This window comes from Kordiimonas marina (assembly GCF_023006325.1).
Taxonomy (GTDB): domain Bacteria; phylum Pseudomonadota; class Alphaproteobacteria; order Sphingomonadales; family Kordiimonadaceae; genus Kordiimonas; species Kordiimonas marina.
The window spans coordinates 323,526-342,092 of record NZ_JAINDF010000006.1; the positions used below are offsets into that span (position 1 = coordinate 323,526).

At 58.1% G+C, this 18,567-nt stretch carries 16 protein-coding genes and 5 tRNA genes; 15 read left to right on the forward strand and 6 right to left on the reverse strand.

The genetic code is table 11. The annotated features are described in order from the left end of the window. Positions 1 to 82: 82 nt before the first annotated feature. Both K6118_RS15105 and K6118_RS15110 read right to left on the reverse strand, forming a co-directional pair. Positions 83 to 874 carry an enoyl-CoA hydratase-related protein gene (locus tag K6118_RS15105; RefSeq protein WP_247121323.1) on the reverse strand — a complete coding sequence of 264 codons (792 nt, stop codon included), beginning with the start codon at positions 872 to 874 and terminating at the stop codon, positions 83 to 85. 71 nt (positions 875 to 945) lie between these two features. Beyond that, the gene (locus tag K6118_RS15110) at positions 946 to 2,469 is read right to left on the reverse strand and encodes a DEAD/DEAH box helicase (protein WP_247121324.1); all 1,524 of its coding nucleotides are present in this window, start codon (positions 2,467 to 2,469) and stop codon (positions 946 to 948) included. 83 nt (positions 2,470 to 2,552) lie between these two features. On the opposite strand from K6118_RS15110, the gene K6118_RS15115 reads away from it, so the two are divergent. Next, on the forward strand, positions 2,553 to 3,248 hold the full coding sequence (locus K6118_RS15115; RefSeq protein ID WP_247121325.1) for an alpha/beta fold hydrolase: 696 nt from the start codon (positions 2,553 to 2,555) through the stop codon (positions 3,246 to 3,248). Here K6118_RS15115 and parE read toward each other — a convergent pair. Further along, the gene (parE, locus tag K6118_RS15120) at positions 3,245 to 5,221 is read right to left on the reverse strand and encodes a DNA topoisomerase IV subunit B (RefSeq protein ID WP_247121326.1); all 1,977 of its coding nucleotides are present in this window, start codon (positions 5,219 to 5,221) and stop codon (positions 3,245 to 3,247) included. The two genes, K6118_RS15115 and parE, sit on opposite strands and share 4 nt — an antisense overlap. A gap of 214 nt (positions 5,222 to 5,435) precedes the next feature. Here parE and K6118_RS15125 point away from each other — a divergent pair, with 214 nt between their 5' ends. Next, complete coding sequence (locus K6118_RS15125; RefSeq protein ID WP_247121327.1) at positions 5,436 to 5,756, forward strand: hypothetical protein; 321 nt, start codon at positions 5,436 to 5,438, stop codon at positions 5,754 to 5,756. A gap of 102 nt (positions 5,757 to 5,858) precedes the next feature. Here the strand turns inward: K6118_RS15125 and K6118_RS15130 are convergent, their stop codons facing one another. The 3 genes from K6118_RS15130 to K6118_RS15140 form a co-directional block, all read right to left on the reverse strand. Continuing rightward, positions 5,859 to 6,395: a hypothetical protein gene (locus tag K6118_RS15130; protein ID WP_247121328.1), complete on the reverse strand. Its 537-nt coding sequence runs from the start codon at positions 6,393 to 6,395 to the stop codon at positions 5,859 to 5,861. 155 nt (positions 6,396 to 6,550) lie between these two features. Then, positions 6,551 to 7,975: a type I glutamate--ammonia ligase gene (glnA, locus tag K6118_RS15135; protein ID WP_247121329.1), complete on the reverse strand. Its 1,425-nt coding sequence runs from the start codon at positions 7,973 to 7,975 to the stop codon at positions 6,551 to 6,553. A gap of 55 nt (positions 7,976 to 8,030) precedes the next feature. Then, positions 8,031 to 8,369 carry a P-II family nitrogen regulator gene (locus K6118_RS15140; protein WP_247121330.1) on the reverse strand — a complete coding sequence of 113 codons (339 nt, stop codon included), beginning with the start codon at positions 8,367 to 8,369 and terminating at the stop codon, positions 8,031 to 8,033. Between the two features lie 61 nt (positions 8,370 to 8,430). On the opposite strand from K6118_RS15140, the gene K6118_RS15145 reads away from it, so the two are divergent. The 13 genes from K6118_RS15145 to K6118_RS15205 all read left to right on the forward strand — a co-directional run bounded on the left by K6118_RS15145 (position 8,431) and on the right by K6118_RS15205 (position 18,562). Then, on the forward strand, positions 8,431 to 8,607 hold the full coding sequence (locus K6118_RS15145; RefSeq protein WP_247121331.1) for a hypothetical protein: 177 nt from the start codon (positions 8,431 to 8,433) through the stop codon (positions 8,605 to 8,607). 77 nt (positions 8,608 to 8,684) lie between these two features. Beyond that, positions 8,685 to 8,761 (forward strand) — tRNA-His (locus K6118_RS15150). 95 nt (positions 8,762 to 8,856) lie between these two features. Then, the gene (locus tag K6118_RS17585; protein WP_247121332.1) at positions 8,857 to 10,350 is read left to right on the forward strand and encodes an NAD(P)H-hydrate dehydratase; all 1,494 of its coding nucleotides are present in this window, start codon (positions 8,857 to 8,859) and stop codon (positions 10,348 to 10,350) included. 245 nt (positions 10,351 to 10,595) lie between these two features. Further along, a tRNA-Leu gene (locus K6118_RS15160) sits at positions 10,596 to 10,680 on the forward strand. Between the two features lie 67 nt (positions 10,681 to 10,747). Continuing rightward, positions 10,748 to 12,292, forward strand: a complete 1,545-nt coding sequence (gene tig, locus K6118_RS15165; RefSeq protein ID WP_247121333.1) for a trigger factor — start codon at positions 10,748 to 10,750, stop codon at positions 12,290 to 12,292. Between the two features lie 234 nt (positions 12,293 to 12,526). Further along, on the forward strand, positions 12,527 to 13,150 hold the full coding sequence (gene clpP / locus K6118_RS15170) for an ATP-dependent Clp endopeptidase proteolytic subunit ClpP (protein WP_343269980.1): 624 nt from the start codon (positions 12,527 to 12,529) through the stop codon (positions 13,148 to 13,150). Positions 13,151 to 13,264: 114 nt separating this feature from the next. Next, entirely contained in the window at positions 13,265 to 14,533 is a 1,269-nt protein-coding gene (gene clpX / locus K6118_RS15175) for an ATP-dependent Clp protease ATP-binding subunit ClpX (protein ID WP_247121335.1), read from the forward strand. A gap of 181 nt (positions 14,534 to 14,714) precedes the next feature. Next, positions 14,715 to 17,132 carry an endopeptidase La gene (gene lon, locus K6118_RS15180; RefSeq protein WP_247121336.1) on the forward strand — a complete coding sequence of 806 codons (2,418 nt, stop codon included), beginning with the start codon at positions 14,715 to 14,717 and terminating at the stop codon, positions 17,130 to 17,132. Positions 17,133 to 17,294: 162 nt separating this feature from the next. Further along, a complete protein-coding gene (locus K6118_RS15185) occupies positions 17,295 to 17,570 on the forward strand; it encodes an HU family DNA-binding protein (protein WP_247121337.1) in 276 nt (91 codons plus the stop codon). A 190-nt stretch (positions 17,571 to 17,760) separates the two neighbouring features. Continuing rightward, a tRNA-Val gene (locus K6118_RS15190) sits at positions 17,761 to 17,836 on the forward strand. Positions 17,837 to 17,866: 30 nt separating this feature from the next. Continuing rightward, positions 17,867 to 17,942 (forward strand) — tRNA-Val (locus K6118_RS15195). Positions 17,943 to 18,058: 116 nt separating this feature from the next. Next, entirely contained in the window at positions 18,059 to 18,379 is a 321-nt protein-coding gene (locus tag K6118_RS15200) for a hypothetical protein (protein WP_247121338.1), read from the forward strand. Between the two features lie 106 nt (positions 18,380 to 18,485). Further along, positions 18,486 to 18,562, forward strand: a tRNA-Asp gene (locus tag K6118_RS15205). The last annotated feature ends 5 nt before the right edge of the window (positions 18,563 to 18,567 follow it).

Below are 18,567 nucleotides of genomic sequence, written 5' to 3' on the forward strand. Positions count from 1 at the left end.
CTATAGCCTGTATCGCCTTCCGATAAAAACAAAAAGTGGCAACTTCAAGCCCGGAAGTCGGAAATAACCTCTGATCGTCGGCTTACTTGCCTTTGAAGACGGCCGGACGTTTCTGCACGAAGGCCATGACGCCTTCGATACTGTCTTCCGTGCGGCTTGCGAGGCGCTGGACCATGGCTTCGGCCTGCAGCTGTTCGGAATAGCTGTTGTCGGCGCTGTCGCGCATCAGGGCGCGGATGCCGGCATAGGCCTTGGTGGGGCCTGCGGCCATCTTACGGCCGAGCGCTGTGGCGACCTCCAGAAGGCTGTCGTCTTCGATGACGTCATAGACGAGGCCCCAGTCGAGCGCTTTGTCGGCGGAAAGCTTTTCCCCCAGCATCATCATGGCGCGTGCCCGCGAGGTACCAATAAGCCGCGGCAGAAGGAAGGTGGAGCCGGCGTCCGGCACCAGGCCGATATTGACGAAGGCCTGCAGGAAATAGGCGGACTTGCCAGCAAGCACGATATCGGCCGAGATAGCGAGGCTCATACCCGCGCCCGCCGCAACCCCGTTGACGGCGCTGATGACCGGGATTTCAAGGGCGGCAAGTTCCAGCAGGAAAGGGTGGTAGCTGTCGATGAGGTTGGCGCCTGCGTCGCGCGTGTCGGCAGCTGCCATGCTCTCGCTGAGGTCGGCACCCGCGCAGAAACCGCGGCCGGCCCCGGTGATCAGAAGGGCGCGGACGCCGCTGTAGGGGCCGCCGATCTGCCGGAGAGCATCCCGGAGCTCCGCCTTCATCTGCGCATTGAGGGCGTTGAGGCGGTCCGGACAGTTGAGCGTCAGGACCGCAAGGCCGTCATCGATATCAAGGGTGATGGTTTTAAAGTCTGCCACGTCTGCCTCCCCGCATTTGGCGTTCCCTCATGATCTAGGGCGCGGGGGCAGGCGTGGCAACTGCTCTTGTGTCAGCTGGCTTTTTTGTCGTCGCTGGTGTCGCGCAGAAGAAAGGCCGGGACATGCGGGCCCATGCCGACAAACGGCTCCTTGGGCATGTCGTCCGGCGCGAACTGCAAGTTGCCTTTTTCGTCGGTAGCCGCCGCCGGCCGACGACGATTGTCGCTGCGGGAACGGCTTTCGCGGGGTTCTCGCGCGTTTCTGCGACCACGAGGGCTGCTTTCCTTGGGCTTCTCGTCCTTGACCTCAGGTTTGGCAGGGGCATCAGCCTTGGCAGGGGCATCAGCCTTGACAGGGACGTCGTCGGCTTTTGCTGGGGTGTCTGCCTTGGCAGTTTTCCTGGTGTCGTCGCTTTTGGCGGGTTTAGGGCTTTTGGCGCTTTTCGCGCTGCCTGCCGCTTTGCTGCCTTCAAGTGCGAAGTCTTTTGCTTCAACCAGCTTGTTGCCGATCAGCTTTTCGATGGCGGCGACATAGCGGTCGTCTTCGCGGGACTTGGTGGCGATGGTGAAGGATTTACCCTTGCGGCCTGCGCGGCCTGTCCGGCCGATCCGGTGGACATAGTCTTCCGCGTGGCTCGGGACATCGAAGTTGAAAACGTGGCTGACATCCGGCACGTCAAGGCCGCGGGCAGCCACGTCGGAAGCGCACAGAAGCTGAATTTCATTGTTTTTGAACTGGGCCAGAACTTTCAGCCGCTCGCTTTGTTCCATGTCTCCATGGAGCTGGCCGACGCTGAAACCGTGGCGCTCAAGCGACTGGTACACTTCCTTCACATCGCGTTTGCGGTTGCAGAAGATGATGCCGTTCTTGACTTCTTCGGTGCGGAGAAGCTGGCGCAGGGCGGCGCGCTTTTCACGCGGGCCGACGGTGACAAGCGCTTGTTCGATCGTGAGCGCGGCGGATGACGCCTTGGCCACTTCGATCTTGCGTGGATCATTGAGGAACTGCTGGGTCAGGCGCTGAATGGGCGGCGGCATGGTGGCCGAGAAGAACAGCGTCTGGTGCGCTTTGGTGATGCGTTCGCAGATTTTTTCCACATCCGGGATAAAGCCCATGTCGAGCATCCGGTCGGCTTCGTCAACCACCAGGATATCGATCCCGGTCAGGAGAAGCTTACCGCGTTCGAAATGGTCCAGGAGACGGCCCGGCGTGGCGATCAGCACATCGACACCACGGTCGAGCAGCTTTTCCTGGTCGCCAAAGTTCACGCCGCCGATCAAAAGCGCCATGGTGAGCTTGTGGTTCTTGCCGTATTTCTCGAAACTCTCGGCAACCTGGGCCGCGAGTTCGCGCGTCGGCTCAAGGATCAGCGAGCGCGGCATACGGGCTCGGGCCCGGCCTTCGGACAGAATGTCGATAAGCGGCAAGGTGAAGGACGCGGTCTTGCCCGTACCGGTCTGGGCGATGCCGAGCACATCCCGACCCATCAGCACCTGCGGAATGGCTTGCGCTTGAATGGGGGTCGGTTCAGTGTAACCGGCGTCTGCGACTGCGGTCAGGGTGGGCTCACTAAGCCCAAGGCGTTCAAAACCCATGCGTTCCTACCAATTGATATACAACAATTTTGCGCGCAGCATATGGGGCACACCGCTAATGTCAATCGATGAAGGGGTAAAAGATGGCGAAAAAGCCAACAATCGTGTGCGTACCGGCACTTTTATGTGACAGTCGGCTGTATCAGGGCGTGAAAACGTCCCTGCAGGATGACTTCGACGTGGTCCTTGCGGACACGGTGCAGGACAGCTGCGTTGACGCCATGGCACGCAGGCTTCTCGCCGTGGCCCCGGACCGTTTCGTGCTCGCGGGCAATTCGCTGGGCGGCTATGTCGCCTTGCAGGTGATGCTGCTCGCGCCCGAGCGGGTGAGTCACCTGATGCTGATGGGTACCAATGCCCACGCTGACAGCCATGAAGCGCGGCAACGGCGCGAACAGGCGATCCGCCTTGCGGAAGGCGGCAAGTTCATGAGCTTTGTCGACGGCTATGTCGAAGGGGCGCTCAGCCCGCATGGCTCGAAAGCCGCGGCGCCGGTCCTGGAGGCGATGGCGCGGGCGTTAGGCCCCAAGGTGCTGATCAGCCAGCAGCGGGCGATTATGGGGCGGCCTGACATGATGCGGCATCTGAAGGATTTCCATGTGCCTGCGACAGTGCTCTATGGCGAGGCGGACCATTTGTCGCCGCTTGCCGCCCATGAAGACATGGCGGAAGGCCTGCCCAACGCGGAACTGGAAATCCTGCCGGAATGTGGCCACCTGATTCCGCTTGAACAGCCGGAGGCGGTGGCTATCTCCCTGAGACGGCTGATGGCGCGTTAGATATCGAGCGCGTCGATATCGACGCTGTTGCTGCGGATGAAGTCGAAGCGTTTCTCAGGTTTCTTGCCCATCAGGTCGTCCACCAACTGGTTGACGTCTGCACGCTCGGCATATTCTTCGGGCAGGGTGACACGCAACAGGGTACGGCGCGCGGGCGCCATGGTGGTCTCCTTGAGCTGCCCCGGCGGCATTTCGCCAAGACCCTTGAAGCGGCTGATTTCCACCTTGCCTTTGCCGGCAAAGTCGGTGGCCATCAGTTCATCCTTGTGGGCGTCGTCCCGGGCATAGGCAACCTTGCCGCCCTTGGCGATGCGGTAAAGAGGCGGCATGGCGAGATAAAGCCTGCCGTCCCGCACCATGCCCGGCATTTCCTGGAAGAAGAAGGTCATCAGAAGCGTGGCAATGTGGGCGCCGTCCACGTCAGCATCGGTCATGATGATGACTTTCTCGTAGCGGAGAGCCTCCCGGTCGTACCCGTCCCGGGTGCCGCACCCGAGGGCCTGGATCAGGTCCCGGATTTCCTGGTTGGCGGCAATCTTGTCGCGCGTGGCGGACGCGACGTTGAGGATTTTACCGCGGATCGGCAGCACGGCCTGGGTTTTGCGGTCCCGTGCCTGCTTGGCGGAACCGCCGGCCGAATCGCCCTCTACAATATAAATTTCGGTGCCTTCCGAGCTGTCGCTCGAACAGTCGGTCAGCTTGCCAGGCAGGCGCAGTTTGCGCTTGCCGACGGCGGTCGCGCGTTTGATTTCCTTTTCCTGGCGGCGCTTGAGGCGCTCATCCAGGCGTTCCAGCGCCCAGGTCAGCAAGCCACCCGCCCGCTCCGGATGGTCGGCGAGCCAATGATCGAACGCGTCGCGGACGGCGTTTTCAGTCAGGCGCGTGGCGTCTGAGGTCGAAAGCTTGTCCTTGGTCTGGCCCTGGAACTGCGGGTCGCGGATGAAGACCGACAGCATGGTGCAGGATGAGCCGCAGACATCGTCAGACGTCAACTGGGACGCCTTCTTGTTGCCCGTGAGGTCGCCGTAAGCCTTGAGGCCGCGCAGGATCGCGCTCCGGAACCCAATCTCGTGCGTGCCGCCCTGTGGTGTCGGGATGGTGTTACAGTAGCTTTCACAGAAGCCGTCGCCGAACTCGGGCCAATGGATCGCCCACTCGACCTGGCCGGCCTCATCCGGGAATTTCACGAAGCCCGAGAAGGGCTTTTCGGTCACACAGGTCCGATTCTTGGTGGTATCGACCAGAAAGTCCGAAAGGCCACCCGGGAAGTGGAGGGTGGCATCGGTCGGGGTCTTGTCGTCGCCTGTGATCAGGCTTGGGGCGCATTTGAAACGAATTTCGACGCCGCGGAACAGATAGGCCTTCGAGCGCGCCATCTTGTAAAGACGGGCAGGCTTCAGGCGCGCTTTCTCCCCGAAGATCTGAGGGTCGGGCAGGAAGCTTATGCTGGTGCCGCGACGGTTCTGGACGGGGCCGAGGTCTTCCAGTTTGCTCATGACCTGGCCGCGGGAAAAGGCTTGGCGCCACAGGTTACGGTCCTTGGCGACTTCGACCGTCATCCATTCGCTGAGCGCGTTGACGACTGAAATACCGACGCCGTGCAAGCCGCCTGACGTGGCGTAGGCATCCGAGTTGAACTTGCCGCCCGAGTGCAGGGTCGACAGGATCACTTCCAGCGCGGACTTGCCGGGATATTTAGGGTGCGGGTCAACCGGGATGCCGCGGCCGTTATCGTTGACGGATACCGAGCCGTCCTCATGGAGCGATACAACGATCCGGCTGGCGTGGCCCGCGACTGCTTCGTCCATGGAGTTGTCGAGAATTTCTGCGACAAGGTGGTGGAGCGCGCGTTCGTCAGTACCGCCGATATACATGCCCGGGCGTTGGCGTACGGGCTCCAGGCCTTCAAGGACTTCAATGTCCTTGGCTGAATAATCGGTTTTAGTTTGCTGTACTGCGAACAGATCGTTCATTGCCTCACCCGGTAAAACTGCTGATAGAACAGGGGGTAAACTAGAGCTCTGCCCCCGTCAAGAATGTCAATATATAGTGACAGTTCACGAAACCTAAAGAAAATATAGTATGGCGGCCATGGAAAAAAGCGTATAGTAGACACAGCCCGAAAGATAAATTTAACAGTGTTGCGGTAGCTTCAAGGGTGCCCCTTTCCGATGGCGGAGGCCGGATATGTCGTCAATCAGTCCGATGAGAATGGTTCGTAAATTTTCCAAGAAGCGCAGGAATGAACGCCTGAGCGATACGCTGGCGGTCGGTGACCGGTATGAGCAGGCTGATCGCACGCTCTCCATTTGGGTGGTGGAGCGGATCACCAAGCTTGGCTCCAGCCAGTATCCGCTGGTGAGTCTCGCCCGTGAAGATCATCCCGATCTTAAAAAGACCGTATCGGTCGCTGTGCTGGAGGAAGGTGAAGATTTCCGTCCGGCGGGAGAGGTCACGCCGCCCATGGTGAAGGGTGCGTCTGGGGAGCCTCAGGCCCCGGCAGCATAAGGCTTCGCTCAAGAAGCAGCGATCAGATTGAAAAAGGAAGCGCTATGCCGTGCGGTGTGGCGCTTTTTTATTATGGTGATGGGGAAGGGGACGCCTGCGGGGTCAATCGAACAGCTTGTCGATGTCTTCCTGGGTCTGGGCGCTGTCTTCGACCTGTTCCGGCTCGATAATGGCGACGGCGCGGTCCAGTTGGGCATGGATGACCTTGTTGAGGTCCATCAGCATCGCCTGGATTTGCTCCACACGCCCCCGGATCAGCATCTGGGCTTCTGGCGACATGCCGCGTTCGGCGATATTGACGGCGCCGAGCCCCTTGAGGGTGGAGATGATCAGCTTATCGAGGTCACGGCAGATTTTGTCGAAGGGTGCCCGGATGGCCTTCGGGGCCATCTGGTAAGCTTCGATTGCCAGTGCCTTGCCCTGGAAACCGCTGTCCTCGAAATGCTGAATGTAGGTTTTGGGGTGCCAGTCGGCGGCATCTTCCAATAGCTCCGGCATATCAGGGACCATTTCGAGAAGCATGACGATCTCGTTGAAGTGGTTCAGATAGTCGGTTGCCAGAAAGCTGTCGGGATTGATGTTGGCTTCAGCGAGCCTGGGTTGAAGCGCCGACTGCTTTGCTGTGTACTGGATTTGCATAGAGATAATAGTCCCGTCTCAGCATCATTTAGCCCGCCCCCATACCGGCAGCCTATAACCCAGCCGTTGTTAAATGGTAAAGAGCTTGGAAAGAATTTAAAAAAAGAGGCCCCGCAAATGCGCGGAGCCTCCCTTCATGCGTTTATGTCTGCAGCTTATGCGCTGTAATACATTTCGAACTCGACCGGATGCGGGGCCAGTTCGACGCGGTACACTTCTTCCATCTTCAGTTCGATGTAAGCGCTGATCTGGTCATCGGTGAAGACGTCGCCCTTCTTGAGGAACTCACGGTCTTCGTTGAGCGAGGCCAGAGCTTCGCGGAGTGAACCAGCAACGGTCGGAACACCGAGGAGCTCTTCTGCCGGCAGGGCATAGAGGTCTTTGTCCATGGCGTCGCCCGGGTGGATCTTGTTCTCGATACCGTCAAGGCCAGCCATCAGCATGGCGGCGAAGGCCAGGTACGGGTTGGCGGTCGCATCCGGGAAGCGGACTTCAACGCGCTTGCCTTTCGGGCTCGACACGTACGGGATACGGCAGGAAGCCGAACGGTTGCGGCTGGAGTAGGCCAGCAGAACCGGTGCCTCAAAACCCGGGGTCAGACGCTTGTAGCTGTTGGTCGACGGGTTGGTGAAGGCGTTGATCGCCTTGGCGTGCTTGATGATACCGCCGATATAGTAGAGGGCGGTCTCGGACAGGTCAGCATAGCCCGAACCGGCGAACAGCGGCTTGCCGTCTTTCCAGATCGACTGGTGGGTGTGCATGCCCGAGCCGTTGTCTTCGGCAACCGGCTTCGGCATGAAGGTCGCGGTTTTGCCATAAGCATGGGCAACCTGGTGGACGGCGTACTTGTAAAGCTGTACGCGGTCAGCCGTGTGGGTCAGGGTCGAGAAGAGCATGCCCAGTTCGTGCTGGGACGCCGCCACTTCGTGGTGGTGCTTGTCCATGGCAACGCCCATTTCGGTGGCGGCCTTGACCATCTCGCCGCGGAGGTCGACACAGCTGTCAACCGGCGCAACCGGGAAGTAGCCGCCCTTGACGGCCGGGCGGTGACCGATGTTGCCGCCTTCGAAGTTGCGGTCGGAGTTGTACGGGCCTTCGACGTCGTCGATCTGGTACATGGCGCCGCGGTAGCCGGTGGAGAATTTCACGTCGTCAAAGACAAAGAATTCGGGTTCCGGGCCGAAGTAGGCGGTGTCACCGATGCCGGAGAATTTCACATATTCTTCAGCTTTCTTGGCAGTCGAGCGCGGGTCACGGTCGTAAGGCTGGCCGTTGGCCGGTTCGACGACGTCACAGAACACCACAAGGGTCGGGTCAGCGGTGAAGGGGTCGATCGTCACGGCGTTGAGGTCCGGCTTGAGGATCATGTCGGATTCGTTGATGGCTTTCCAGCCGGCGATCGAAGAACCGTCAAACATGAAGCCGTCGGTCAGCATGTCTTCATCAACCGCAGCGGCGCACATGGTGAGGTGCTGCCATTTACCTTTGGGGTCGGTGAAGCGCAGGTCGATCCAATCGGATTTGGTTTCTTTTACGAGGGCAAGAAACTCATCGACACTGAGATTGGTGTATTTGGACATGGGTATTTTCCTCTAACAAACTTTGTTGCGAATTTGAGTGTGCTTCCGGCGTGGACTAGATGGCGTCGTCGCCCGTTTCGCCGGTGCGGATTCGGATGGCCTCTTCAACCGAACTGACGAAGATCTTGCCGTCGCCGATGCGGCCCGTATGGGCGGCATTCTTGATTGCTTCCACGGCGCGTTCCGCCTGGGAATCAACCACGACAACCTCAACCTTCACCTTGGGCACAAAATCGACCACATATTCTGCGCCGCGGTAGAGCTCGGTATGGCCCTTTTGCCGACCGAACCCTTTTGCTTCTGTAACTGTAATCCCTGAAATGCCGACGTCATGAAGGGCTTCCTTCACTTCATCAAGCTTGAAGGGTTTGACGATAGCTTCGATCTTCTTCATATCCTGGTACCACTTTTTTAATTATGCCCGTATGTTAGCAGGGACCGTGCCAAGAGCGTGGGTGCGTGAAAAACGGCAGTTTATGGCGATTCCGTTACACGCTGCTGACCGGCGTGCCTTTTCTTTAATCGTAAAATTGATTAAATTTTGTGCAGATGCCTTCGGGCTGCACAGGCGGGCAGGCGAAAAGCCCAGGGCTGCGCAGATGGAAAATCGGGACTTTTTTGATAAAAAATAAAGCCCGAGGAAAAAACCGGCCAGTTCGGTCTTGACGAAAGCCGGGCGTTGCGCATAAACAGTCGCACCTCAGAGATGGCGGGTGTAGCTCAGTTGGTTAGAGCACCAGTTTGTGGCACTGGGGGTCGCCGGTTCGAAGCCGGTCACTCGCCCCACTCTGAAGTTTTTTTAAGAAGCCCCTTTCGGGGCTTTTTTCTTTTGGTACACTGCGCCGAGTCACGCCCGAGTCTCATAGGGGGAGCTTCGACCGGTGCCGTCTGAATTTTCAAAGAATATTCTTCTTACGCCTGCCGAATCGCGTCAGGCGGATGCCCTGGCCATGGAAGCGGGGGCCGAGGGTCTTGCCTTGATGGAAGCAGCCGGTGCTGCCGTCGCGGAAATCACGGCCGACTATATCGGCACGCCCCTGGAAGCCGGGGGGGAAATCGTCGTCCTGTGCGGCCCTGGCAATAATGGCGGTGACGGCTTCGTGGCCGCACGCCACCTGGATGATTGGGGCTATCCGGTCCGTTTGATGCTGGCGGGTGAAATTGGCGCCCTCAAAGGCGATGCCGCTGAAATGGCGCGCCGCTGGCCCGGTCAGATCGAGCCGATGAACCCCAAGGGCCTCGGTCATGCAGTTGCGATCATCGATGCCCTGTTCGGGACGGGACTCGCCCGGCCGCTCGAAGGCGACTTCGCCGCGATGATCGACGCCGCCAATGCCCATGATGCGTTCAAGGTGGCGGTAGATGTGCCGAGCGGGCTGGATGCCGCGACGGGCAACACCACAGGCCTCTGTTTTGCTGCAGATACAACAGTTACCTTTTTCCGGCGCAAGGTCGGGCAGGCCGTTGCCCCGGGACGCTTCCTGTGTGGCGGGCTTGAGCATGTCCATGTCGCCGATATCGGTATCCGGGATGCGGTGCTTTCCGAGATCAAGCCGCAGACATATCTGAACGACCCCGGCTTATGGGGTGACAGTTTCGCCTTCCCGGGACCTGCGGCCCATAAATATCTTCGTGGTCATCTGCTGGTGCTCGGTGGTCGGGAGCCGACGCTGGGCGCGTCCCGTCTTGCCAGCATGGCCGGCCTGCGGGTCGGCGCGGGGCTCGTGACCCTGGCGGCACCTTCGGAAACATATGCCATTCAGGCGACGGCACTGACCGATATCATGGTCCGGCGGTTCGATTCCGCGTTCGGTTTCATGGGGCTTCTGGCGGATAACCGCATCAACAGCGTGCTGATCGGCCCCGGTGCCGGGGTTGGTGAAAAGACGGCTGAGATCGTGCAGGATGTCGGCAGGCGCGGCCGCCAGATGGTGCTGGATGCCGACGCGCTGACAAGCCTTGTCGGTCGTCTCGACCTGCTGACGAGCGTCAAGAAGAGCGAAATCGTGCTGACCCCGCATGAGGGCGAGTTTGCCCGGCTGTTCCCGTCCTGCAACCCGCGGGAGGATCGGGTCAAGGCTGCCCGGGATGCCGCAAGGCTCGCCGGTAGCGTGATCGTGCTCAAGGGCGCGTCGACTGTGGTGGCCGCGCCTGACGGCCGGGCGTCGATCGCCGCCAATGCGCCGTCCTGGTTGTCGGTTGCCGGCACAGGGGATGTCCTCGGCGGGATGATCGCCGGATTGATGGCGCAGGGGATGCCCGCATTTGAGGCTGCATCCGCGGGCGTATGGCTGCATGGCGAAGCCGGGACAGAGGCGGGCAGGGGGCTTGTGGCGTCCGACTTGCTGAGCTGTATCCCGTCCATTCTGCCGTAGGGTCATTCGTCCCCTTTGGGCGGCTGAACCGGTCTGGGCTATTCCAGGCGAAAAACAGTTTCGGCGAGCGGTGGATTTAGTGCCGGTTTTTCGCTGATTCTGATACGAAAATACTTGTACTCCGCATCACGGCTGTTATAAGCGCGTCAAATTGCCCTTCGTGAGGGGACGATGTCCCTTTCGTTTGGCTTTTGCAAAAGCTCTGACCGTACGATTTTGCGGTCAGCGGAATTAGCCGTTGGTAAGCGGGCGTGGCGAAATTGGTAGACGCGCCAGATTTAGGTTCTGGTGTCTTCGGACGTGGGGGTTCAAGTCCCTTCGCCCGCACCAAAGGGCCCCGGTCTTTCCCTTTAGGGGAGGCCTGTGGGGGTAAACATTAGAAGAGAGTTGGTAGACCATGCAGATCGAAGAACTGCTCAACGAAGGCCTGGTTCGGGAATATAAAGTTGTCGTCGCTGCAAATGAGCTGGACGATCGCCTGAACCGCATCCTCGAAGATTTCCGTGCAAATGCCAAAATCAAGGGCTTCCGCCCCGGTAAAGCGCCGCTGTCGCTCCTGAAGCGTATGCACGGCGAGCGCGCCATGGGCCAGGTTCTCAATGAAACCATGCAGGAAACCTCCGCGAAGCTTTTTGAAGAAAAAGGCGTTCGCCCGGCACTGCGCCCGGAGGTTGACCTCGGTGACTATAAAGAAGGCAAAGACCTGGAATATACCCTGAAGGTCGAAATCCTGCCGGAAATCAATGTTGACGATTTCAAAGCTCCGGCGCTTGAGCGTTGGATTGCTGAAGTTGCCGATGCCGACATCGACACCGTGCTTGAGCGTGTTGCCGGCCAGCAGAAAACCTTCAAGAAAGCCGCCAAGACCGTGAAAGCGGGCGAAGGCGATGCCGTTCTGATCGATTATGTCGGCCGTGTTGACGGCGTCGAATTCGACGGCGGCAAGGGCGAAGAATTCCAGCTGGAGCTGGGCTCCAACACCTTCATCCCGGGCTTTGAAGATCAGCTCGTTGGCGCCAAGGCTGGCGACGAGAAGCTGGTGAAAGTAACCTTCCCGGCAGAATATCACGCTGAGAACCTGGCCGGTAAAGAAGCCGAGTTCACCGTGACCGTGAAGGAAGTTCAGAAGCCGGCTGAAGCCGAAGTGAACGACGAAATGGCCAAGAACATGGGCTTCGACGACCTCGCCGGTCTCCGTGAAGCCATCAAGGGCCAGCTTGAAGGTGACAACCAGGGCCTGACGCGCGCTCACATGAAGCGCGGCCTTCTGGACGCCCTGGCCGACCAGTATGACTTTGCTGTTCCGCAAGGCATGGTCGACATGGAATTCAAGCAGATCTGGGAACAGATCAAGCATGATGCCGTCATCTCCGGTGAAGCCACGTCCGAAGACTTCGAAGGCAAGGATGAGCCGGAAGACAAGGAAGAGGCCGCTGAATTCCGCGCCATTGCAGAGCGCCGCGTTCGCCTTGGCCTGCTGCTTTCCGAAATCGGTGTGAAGAACGAAGTCCAGGTTAGCCAGGAAGAAGTCAACCGCCGCATTATCGAGGAAGCCCGTCGCTATCCGGGTCAGGAAGCTCAGGTCTTCCAATACTTCCAGCAGAATGAAGAAGCCCGTGCCCAGCTGCGCGCGCCGATCTTCGAAGAGAAGGTTGTCGACTTCGTTATCGAGCAAGCCGATCTCACCGACAAGACGGTAAGCCGTGAAGAGCTTGAGGCCGCTGTCCGCGCGATCGACGAGGAAGACGCCAACCCGAAGAAGAAGGCTCCGGCCAAGAAAGCTGCTGCCAAGAAGCCGGCTGCCAAGAAAGCTGCGGCCAAGAAGCCGGCGGCGGAAAAGGCTGCTGAGGGCGAGGCTAAAAAGCCGGCTGCCAAGAAGGCTCCGGCGAAGAAGGCTCCGGCCAAAAAAGCTGCGCCGAAGAAGAAAGCTGACGCCAAATAAGCCTGGCGTTTACAGGAATTGAGAAAGGGGCCTGCTGGCCCCTTTTTTTGTCCTGCCCTTTAAAGCCTGCGAAAGACGCATATTTATCAGGGTAGTGGCGGCAATTCTCTTGCCGGGCGTTGCTTCACTTTGCTACAGCTTGCCCTATGAGATGACATGCCGCGCCGAGCGGTCATCGATCTCTCGTATTAACATACAAGGCCTGTCCGTTGGGCCTGCTGACTGGAGTGCCAGATGAAAGATATCATGGAAACTTATGCGAGCACGCTGGTGCCGATGGTCGTGGAACAGACGAACCGGGGCGAACGCTCCTACGATATCTATTCCCGCCTTCTCAAGGAACGCATCATTTTCCTGACGGGCGAGGTCAACGACTATGTTTCCAGTCTGATTGTTGCACAGCTCCTGTTCCTGGAAGCCGAGAACCCGACGAAGGACATCTCTTTCTACATCAACTCGCCGGGCGGGATCGTATCCTCCGGTCTCGCGATGTATGACACCATGCAGTATATCCGCCCGAAAGTGGCGACCATCTGCATCGGTCAGGCATGTTCCATGGGGTCGCTGCTTCTGGCAGCCGGTGAGCCGGGGATGCGTTATGCCCTCCCGAACGCCCGTATCATGATCCACCAGCCGTCCGGCGGTGCCCGTGGTCAGGCCGCGGATATCGAAATTCAGGCGCGTGAGATTTTAAAGCTTCGTCAACGCTTGAATGATATCTATGTGAAACATACGGGCCAGAAGCTGGAGACCATTGAAACCGCGATGGATCGTGACAATTTCATGAGTGCCGAGGAAGCGAAGGACTTCGGTCTGATCGACCAAGTCTATACCTCGCGCGAAGGAAGCGATAGCTAATCACGTTGCCCGGGGCTGCCCCGGGCCACAACCAAGGGCCTGAGGTCCGAAATTTTTTGTTGTATGCTTCTTTTCAACCGGTCTACGATGGAAAAGAAGCAAGTGTAGGAAGCGGTGACGAACTTGAGTAACAGTGATTCAAAAAACACGCTCTATTGCTCCTTCTGCGGCAAAAGCCAGCATGAGGTTCGCAAGCTTATTGCGGGCCCGACTGTCTTTATCTGCGATGAGTGTGTTGAGCTCTGTAACGACATCATCAAGGAAGAGAGCAAAAGCGCGCTCGCCAAAGGTGGCGACGGCGTGCCGTCCCCGCAGGAAATCCTTGAGGTTCTCAATGATTATGTGATCGGCCAAGGCTCTGCCAAGAAGGTCTTGTCGGTTGCGGTCCATAACCATTACAAGCGCCTGAACCACGCCAGCACCGGCACCTCGGATGTTGAGCTGGCCAAATCGAACATTCTGCTCGTCGGCCCGACCGGTTGCGGTAAGACGCTGCTTGCGCAGACGCTTGCCCGTATTCTGGACGTCCCCTTTACCATGGCTGACGCCACCACGCTGACCGAAGCCGGTTACGTGGGCGAGGACGTGGAAAACATTATCCTGAAGCTGCTGCAGGCTGCTGACTATAATGTCGAACGCGCCCAGCGCGGCATCGTTTATATCGATGAGGTCGACAAGATCAGCCGCAAGGCGGACAACCCCTCGATTACGCGTGACGTGTCGGGTGAGGGCGTCCAGCAGGCGCTTCTGAAAATCATGGAAGGCACCGTTGCCAGCGTCCCGCCCCAGGGTGGCCGCAAGCATCCGCAGCAGGAATTCCTGCAGGTGGACACCACCAACATCCTGTTTATCTGCGGTGGTGCGTTCGCGGGGCTCGACAAAGTTATCGCTGATCGCCTGCAAGGTAAGTCGATCGGCTTTGGCGCCAAGGTTACGTCCCCGGACGACCGCGGCATTGGCCAGCTGTTCAAGGAAACCGAACCGGAAGATCTTCTGAAGTTCGGCCTGATCCCTGAATTTGTCGGCCGCCTGCCGGTGATCGCAACGCTCGAAGATCTGGATGAGGATGCCCTTATCCGGATTTTGACCGAGCCGAAGAACGCGCTTCTGAAGCAGTATCAGTGTCTGTTCGATATGGAGAACGTCAAGCTGACCTTCTCCGAGGATGCGCTGATGGCCGTTGCCAAGAAGGCGATTGAACGCAAAACCGGTGCCCGGGGCCTGCGCTCGATCATGGAAGACACGCTTCTCGATACCATGTTCGAATTGCCCAGCCTGGAAGGCGTTGAAGAGATCGTCATCAACGCTGAAGTGGTGGATGGCAAGGCGACTCCCCTGCATATCTACGCTGACCGGCGTGAGGAAGCAGGCAAGCCCGCCTGATAAGCACAGTTTCATGATGTTCTGGGGGTTGAAACAGATGTTTCAGCCCCCAATTTCTTTTGTATGTGGCGTAAATTTCGCACTTAAGCCTGAAATTTCGTCTTTTCCTTTCGTATCGGGAGGGGATTGGCGTAAAATCGCTGCACAAGAATCATAAAACCTCGTTGTGAAAGTCAGTGCCATGTCCTCAAAACCCGAAGAAACCACGAATGCTGTTGTCCTGCCGGTTCTGCCGCTGAGGGATATTGTTGTATTCCCGCACATGATTGTGCCGCTCTTCGTTGGCCGCGATAAGTCGGTTCGCGCCCTTGAGGAGGTGATGGCCAAGGATAAGCAGATCCTGCTCGTCGCCCAGAAGGAAGCGGGTGAGGATGATCCCGATACCAAGGATGTTTTCGAAATCGGTACCGTTGCGTCGGTTCTGCAGCTCCTGAAGCTGCCGGACGGCACGGTCAAGGTATTGGTGGAAGGCTTCAGCCGCGCCAAGATTGAGGAATTCGTCCGGTCGGATGATTATTTTGAAGCGCGCGCCAGTGAGCTTGATAATGACATTGCCGATGAGGCCGAGGTTGAGGCGCTGGCCCGCTCGGTTGTTGCGCAGTTCGACCAGTATGTGAAGCTCAACAAGAAAATCCCGGCTGAGGTGCTGGTCACCGTCAGCCAGATTGACGATCCGTCGAAGCTGGCGGATACGGTGGCGTCTCATCTTGCGCTCAAGATCGATGACAAGCAGGAATTGCTGGCCTGTGTTTCCGTCACGGACCGGCTGGAGCGTATCTTCGGCCTGATGGAAGGCGAGATCGGCGTTCTGCAGGTCGAGAAGAAGATTCGCGGCCGGGTCAAGCGCCAGATGGAGAAGACCCAGCGCGAATATTATCTCAATGAACAGCTGAAGGCGATCCAGAAGGAACTGGGTGAGGGCGATGAAGGCCGCGAAGAAACCCAGGAACTTGAGGAAAAGATCGCCAAGACCAAGCTGACCAAGGAAGCCAAGGAAAAATGCATGGCTGAGCTGAAGAAGCTCAAGTCCATGAGTCCGATGTCGGCCGAAGCTACCGTTGTCCGCAACTATCTTGACTGGATGCTTTCGGTGCCCTGGGGCAAGCGGAGCCGGGTCAAGAAAGACATCAAGCTCGCGCAGAAGGTCTTGGACACGGATCATTACGGTCTAGAAAAGGTCAAAGAACGCATCATCGAATATTTGGCCGTGCAGCAGCGCACGCGGACCCTCAAGGGCCCGATCCTGTGCCTCGTCGGCCCGCCGGGTGTTGGTAAAACCTCGCTTGGTAAGTCTGTCGCCAAGGCAACGGGGCGTGAGTTCGTGCGCTTTTCCCTGGGCGGCGTGCGGGACGAAGCTGAAATCCGCGGTCACCGCCGGACCTATATCGGCTCCATGCCTGGCAAGGTCATGCAGTCGATGAAAAAGGCCGGGACCTCGAACCCGCTGTTCCTCCTCGATGAGATCGACAAGATGGGCCAGGATTTCCGCGGTGATCCGGCGTCCGCCCTCCTGGAGGTGCTGGACCCGGAACAGAACGCCAAGTTCAATGACCACTATCTGGAGGTCGATTATGACCTTTCGGATGTGATGTTCGTGACGACCGCAAACTCGCTCAACATGCCACGGCCGCTTCTGGACCGTATGGAGATCATTCATCTCTCCGGTTACACCGAAGATGAAAAGGTTGAGATCGCCAAGCGTCACCTGATTCCTAAGCAGATCAAGAATCACGGTCTGAAGAAAAAGGAATGGGCGATTTCCGACGGCGCGCTCAAGGACCTCGTCCGCTACTACACGCGGGAGGCCGGCGTCCGGAACCTGGAACGTGAAATTGCACGCCTGACCCGGAAAGCGGTGAAGGAAATCGTTGAAGGCTCGAAAGAGAAGATCAGCGTGACCTCTCGCAACCTTTCCCATTATGCCGGGGTACGGAAGTATCATTACGGCATGGCTGAGGAAACCGACCAGGTTGGTCTCACCACCGGTTTGGCCTGGACCGAGGTTGGCGGTGAACTTCTGGCTATCGAAGCTGTGACTGTTCCCGGCAAGGGCCTGATCAAGCAGACCGGTAAGCTTGGTGAAGTGATGAAAGAATCGATTCAGGCGGCGCGGTCTTATGTTCAGTCGCGGTCGATCGAATACGGTATTCATCCGCGTTTCTTTGATAAAAAGGACATCCACATTCACGTGCCGGAGGGTGCGACTCCGAAAGATGGCCCGTCAGCGGGTGTTGCCATGTGCACATCGATCGTTTCGGTGCTGACCAATAACCCGGTTCGCAAGGATATTGCCATGACCGGTGAGGTTACGCTGCGCGGTCGGGTTTTGCCTATCGGCGGCCTCAAGGAGAAGCTCCTGGCGGCGCTTCGTGGCGGAATCAAGAAGGTCCTGATCCCGAAAGAGAACGAGAAAGACCTTGTTGAAATTCCGGATAATGTGAAGAAGGGCCTTGAAATCGTTGCGGTTTCTACCGTCGATGAGGTGCTTTCACATGCCCTGGTTGAGAAGCTCGAACCGATCGAGTGGACGGAGGAAGATGCCCTCGCGGAAATGGCCTCAGACGCCCCTGTTGAGGACCTCGAACACACGACTCATTGAGTGGCTTGATCCGAATTCGGGAAATTTCAAGCAAAAAAAAGCGAAAAGCCGCAGGTTTCTGCGGTTTTTTGCTTTGACAAGCCGAATTTTCCGCGCATACACTGCAACCGCATTTCGGAACCATCATAACGAAATCAACTCTTCAACTCAGAGGGGGATACCTTGAATAAGAACGATCTGATCGCAAAGGTAGCTGAAGTAGCTGACCTGTCCAAAGCTGATGCTGGTAAAGCTGTAGACGGCGTTTTTGACGCCATCAGCGGTGCGCTTGCTTCTGGTGATGAAGTACGCCTTGTCGGCTTCGGTACGTTTGCTGTTGCTCAGCGCGCAGCCACCAAAGGCCGCAACCCGCGTACCGGTGAAGAAATCGACATTCCGGCTTCTAAGCAGCCGAAATTCAAGGCCGGCAAAGGCCTGAAAGACGCAGTTAACGGTTAATCCGTTACTCGCCGATTTAGGGAAATGGCCACAGGCGGTGCCTGTGGCCATTTTTCTTTGTCTGGCCTTTGGCACCAGGGCAGGGGGCGTCAGATCAGGAAGCGCTGATTTCGTGACGTTTTTTTGAAAAATAGGGGTTGCGCGCCGCCCGATTTGGCCCTAAAAGCGCGTCCACCACATGGATACATGTGGGCGATTAGCTCAGTTGGTAGAGCATCTCGTTTACACCGAGAGGGTCGGCAGTTCGAGCCTGTCATCGCCCACCATTCACCCCGCAAGGGGACCCGCCGTGGCACGGGCGATTAGCTCAGTTGGTAGAGCATCTCGTTTACACCGAGAGGGTCGGCAGTTCGAGCCTGTCATCGCCCACCACGTGCCGGCACTTCTTCCTCCCTATATAATCAGGCTGATTTGGCATGACGTCACGGCGTGCGCCGTGGTATGCGCTCAAGGCATCTTCTTTCGTTTGAAGCGGCTTAGGGAACAGCATGACTGAAAAACCGTCTTCCGATCACACGGCGGCCCAGGATAAGGCCGACAAGGCCCATGATGCCGCCGAAGAGAGCGGGGGCATCGTCATTGAGGCCAGTTGGGCCCCGAAGGACCCGCGGGACCGTCTGTATGATTCGACGGCCACCAGCCGGGAAAAAACCGTCTCTCTGGTCCGCATCTTCGCGTCCTTCCATCCGGTCCTGAACAGTATCGTTTTGACCAACGATATGGTGCGCCGTTTGGGGGCTAAAAAAAGCCTGCTGATTCTGACTATTCTCGTCCTTGTGGGGGCGGGTCTCTGGTGGCGTCTAACCTAGGTATATCAAGGCGTCCCGGGGGCTCGGTCCGCCCGGCTTTATTTTATCCAAAAAGACTGTTGACAGGGCAGGGGGCAGAACGTAAACAGCACCCCGCAAGCGATGCGCGGGTGTAGCTCAGTTGGTTAGAGTATCGGCCTGTCACGCCGAGGGTCGCGGGTTCGAGTCCCGTCACTCGCGCCAGCTTG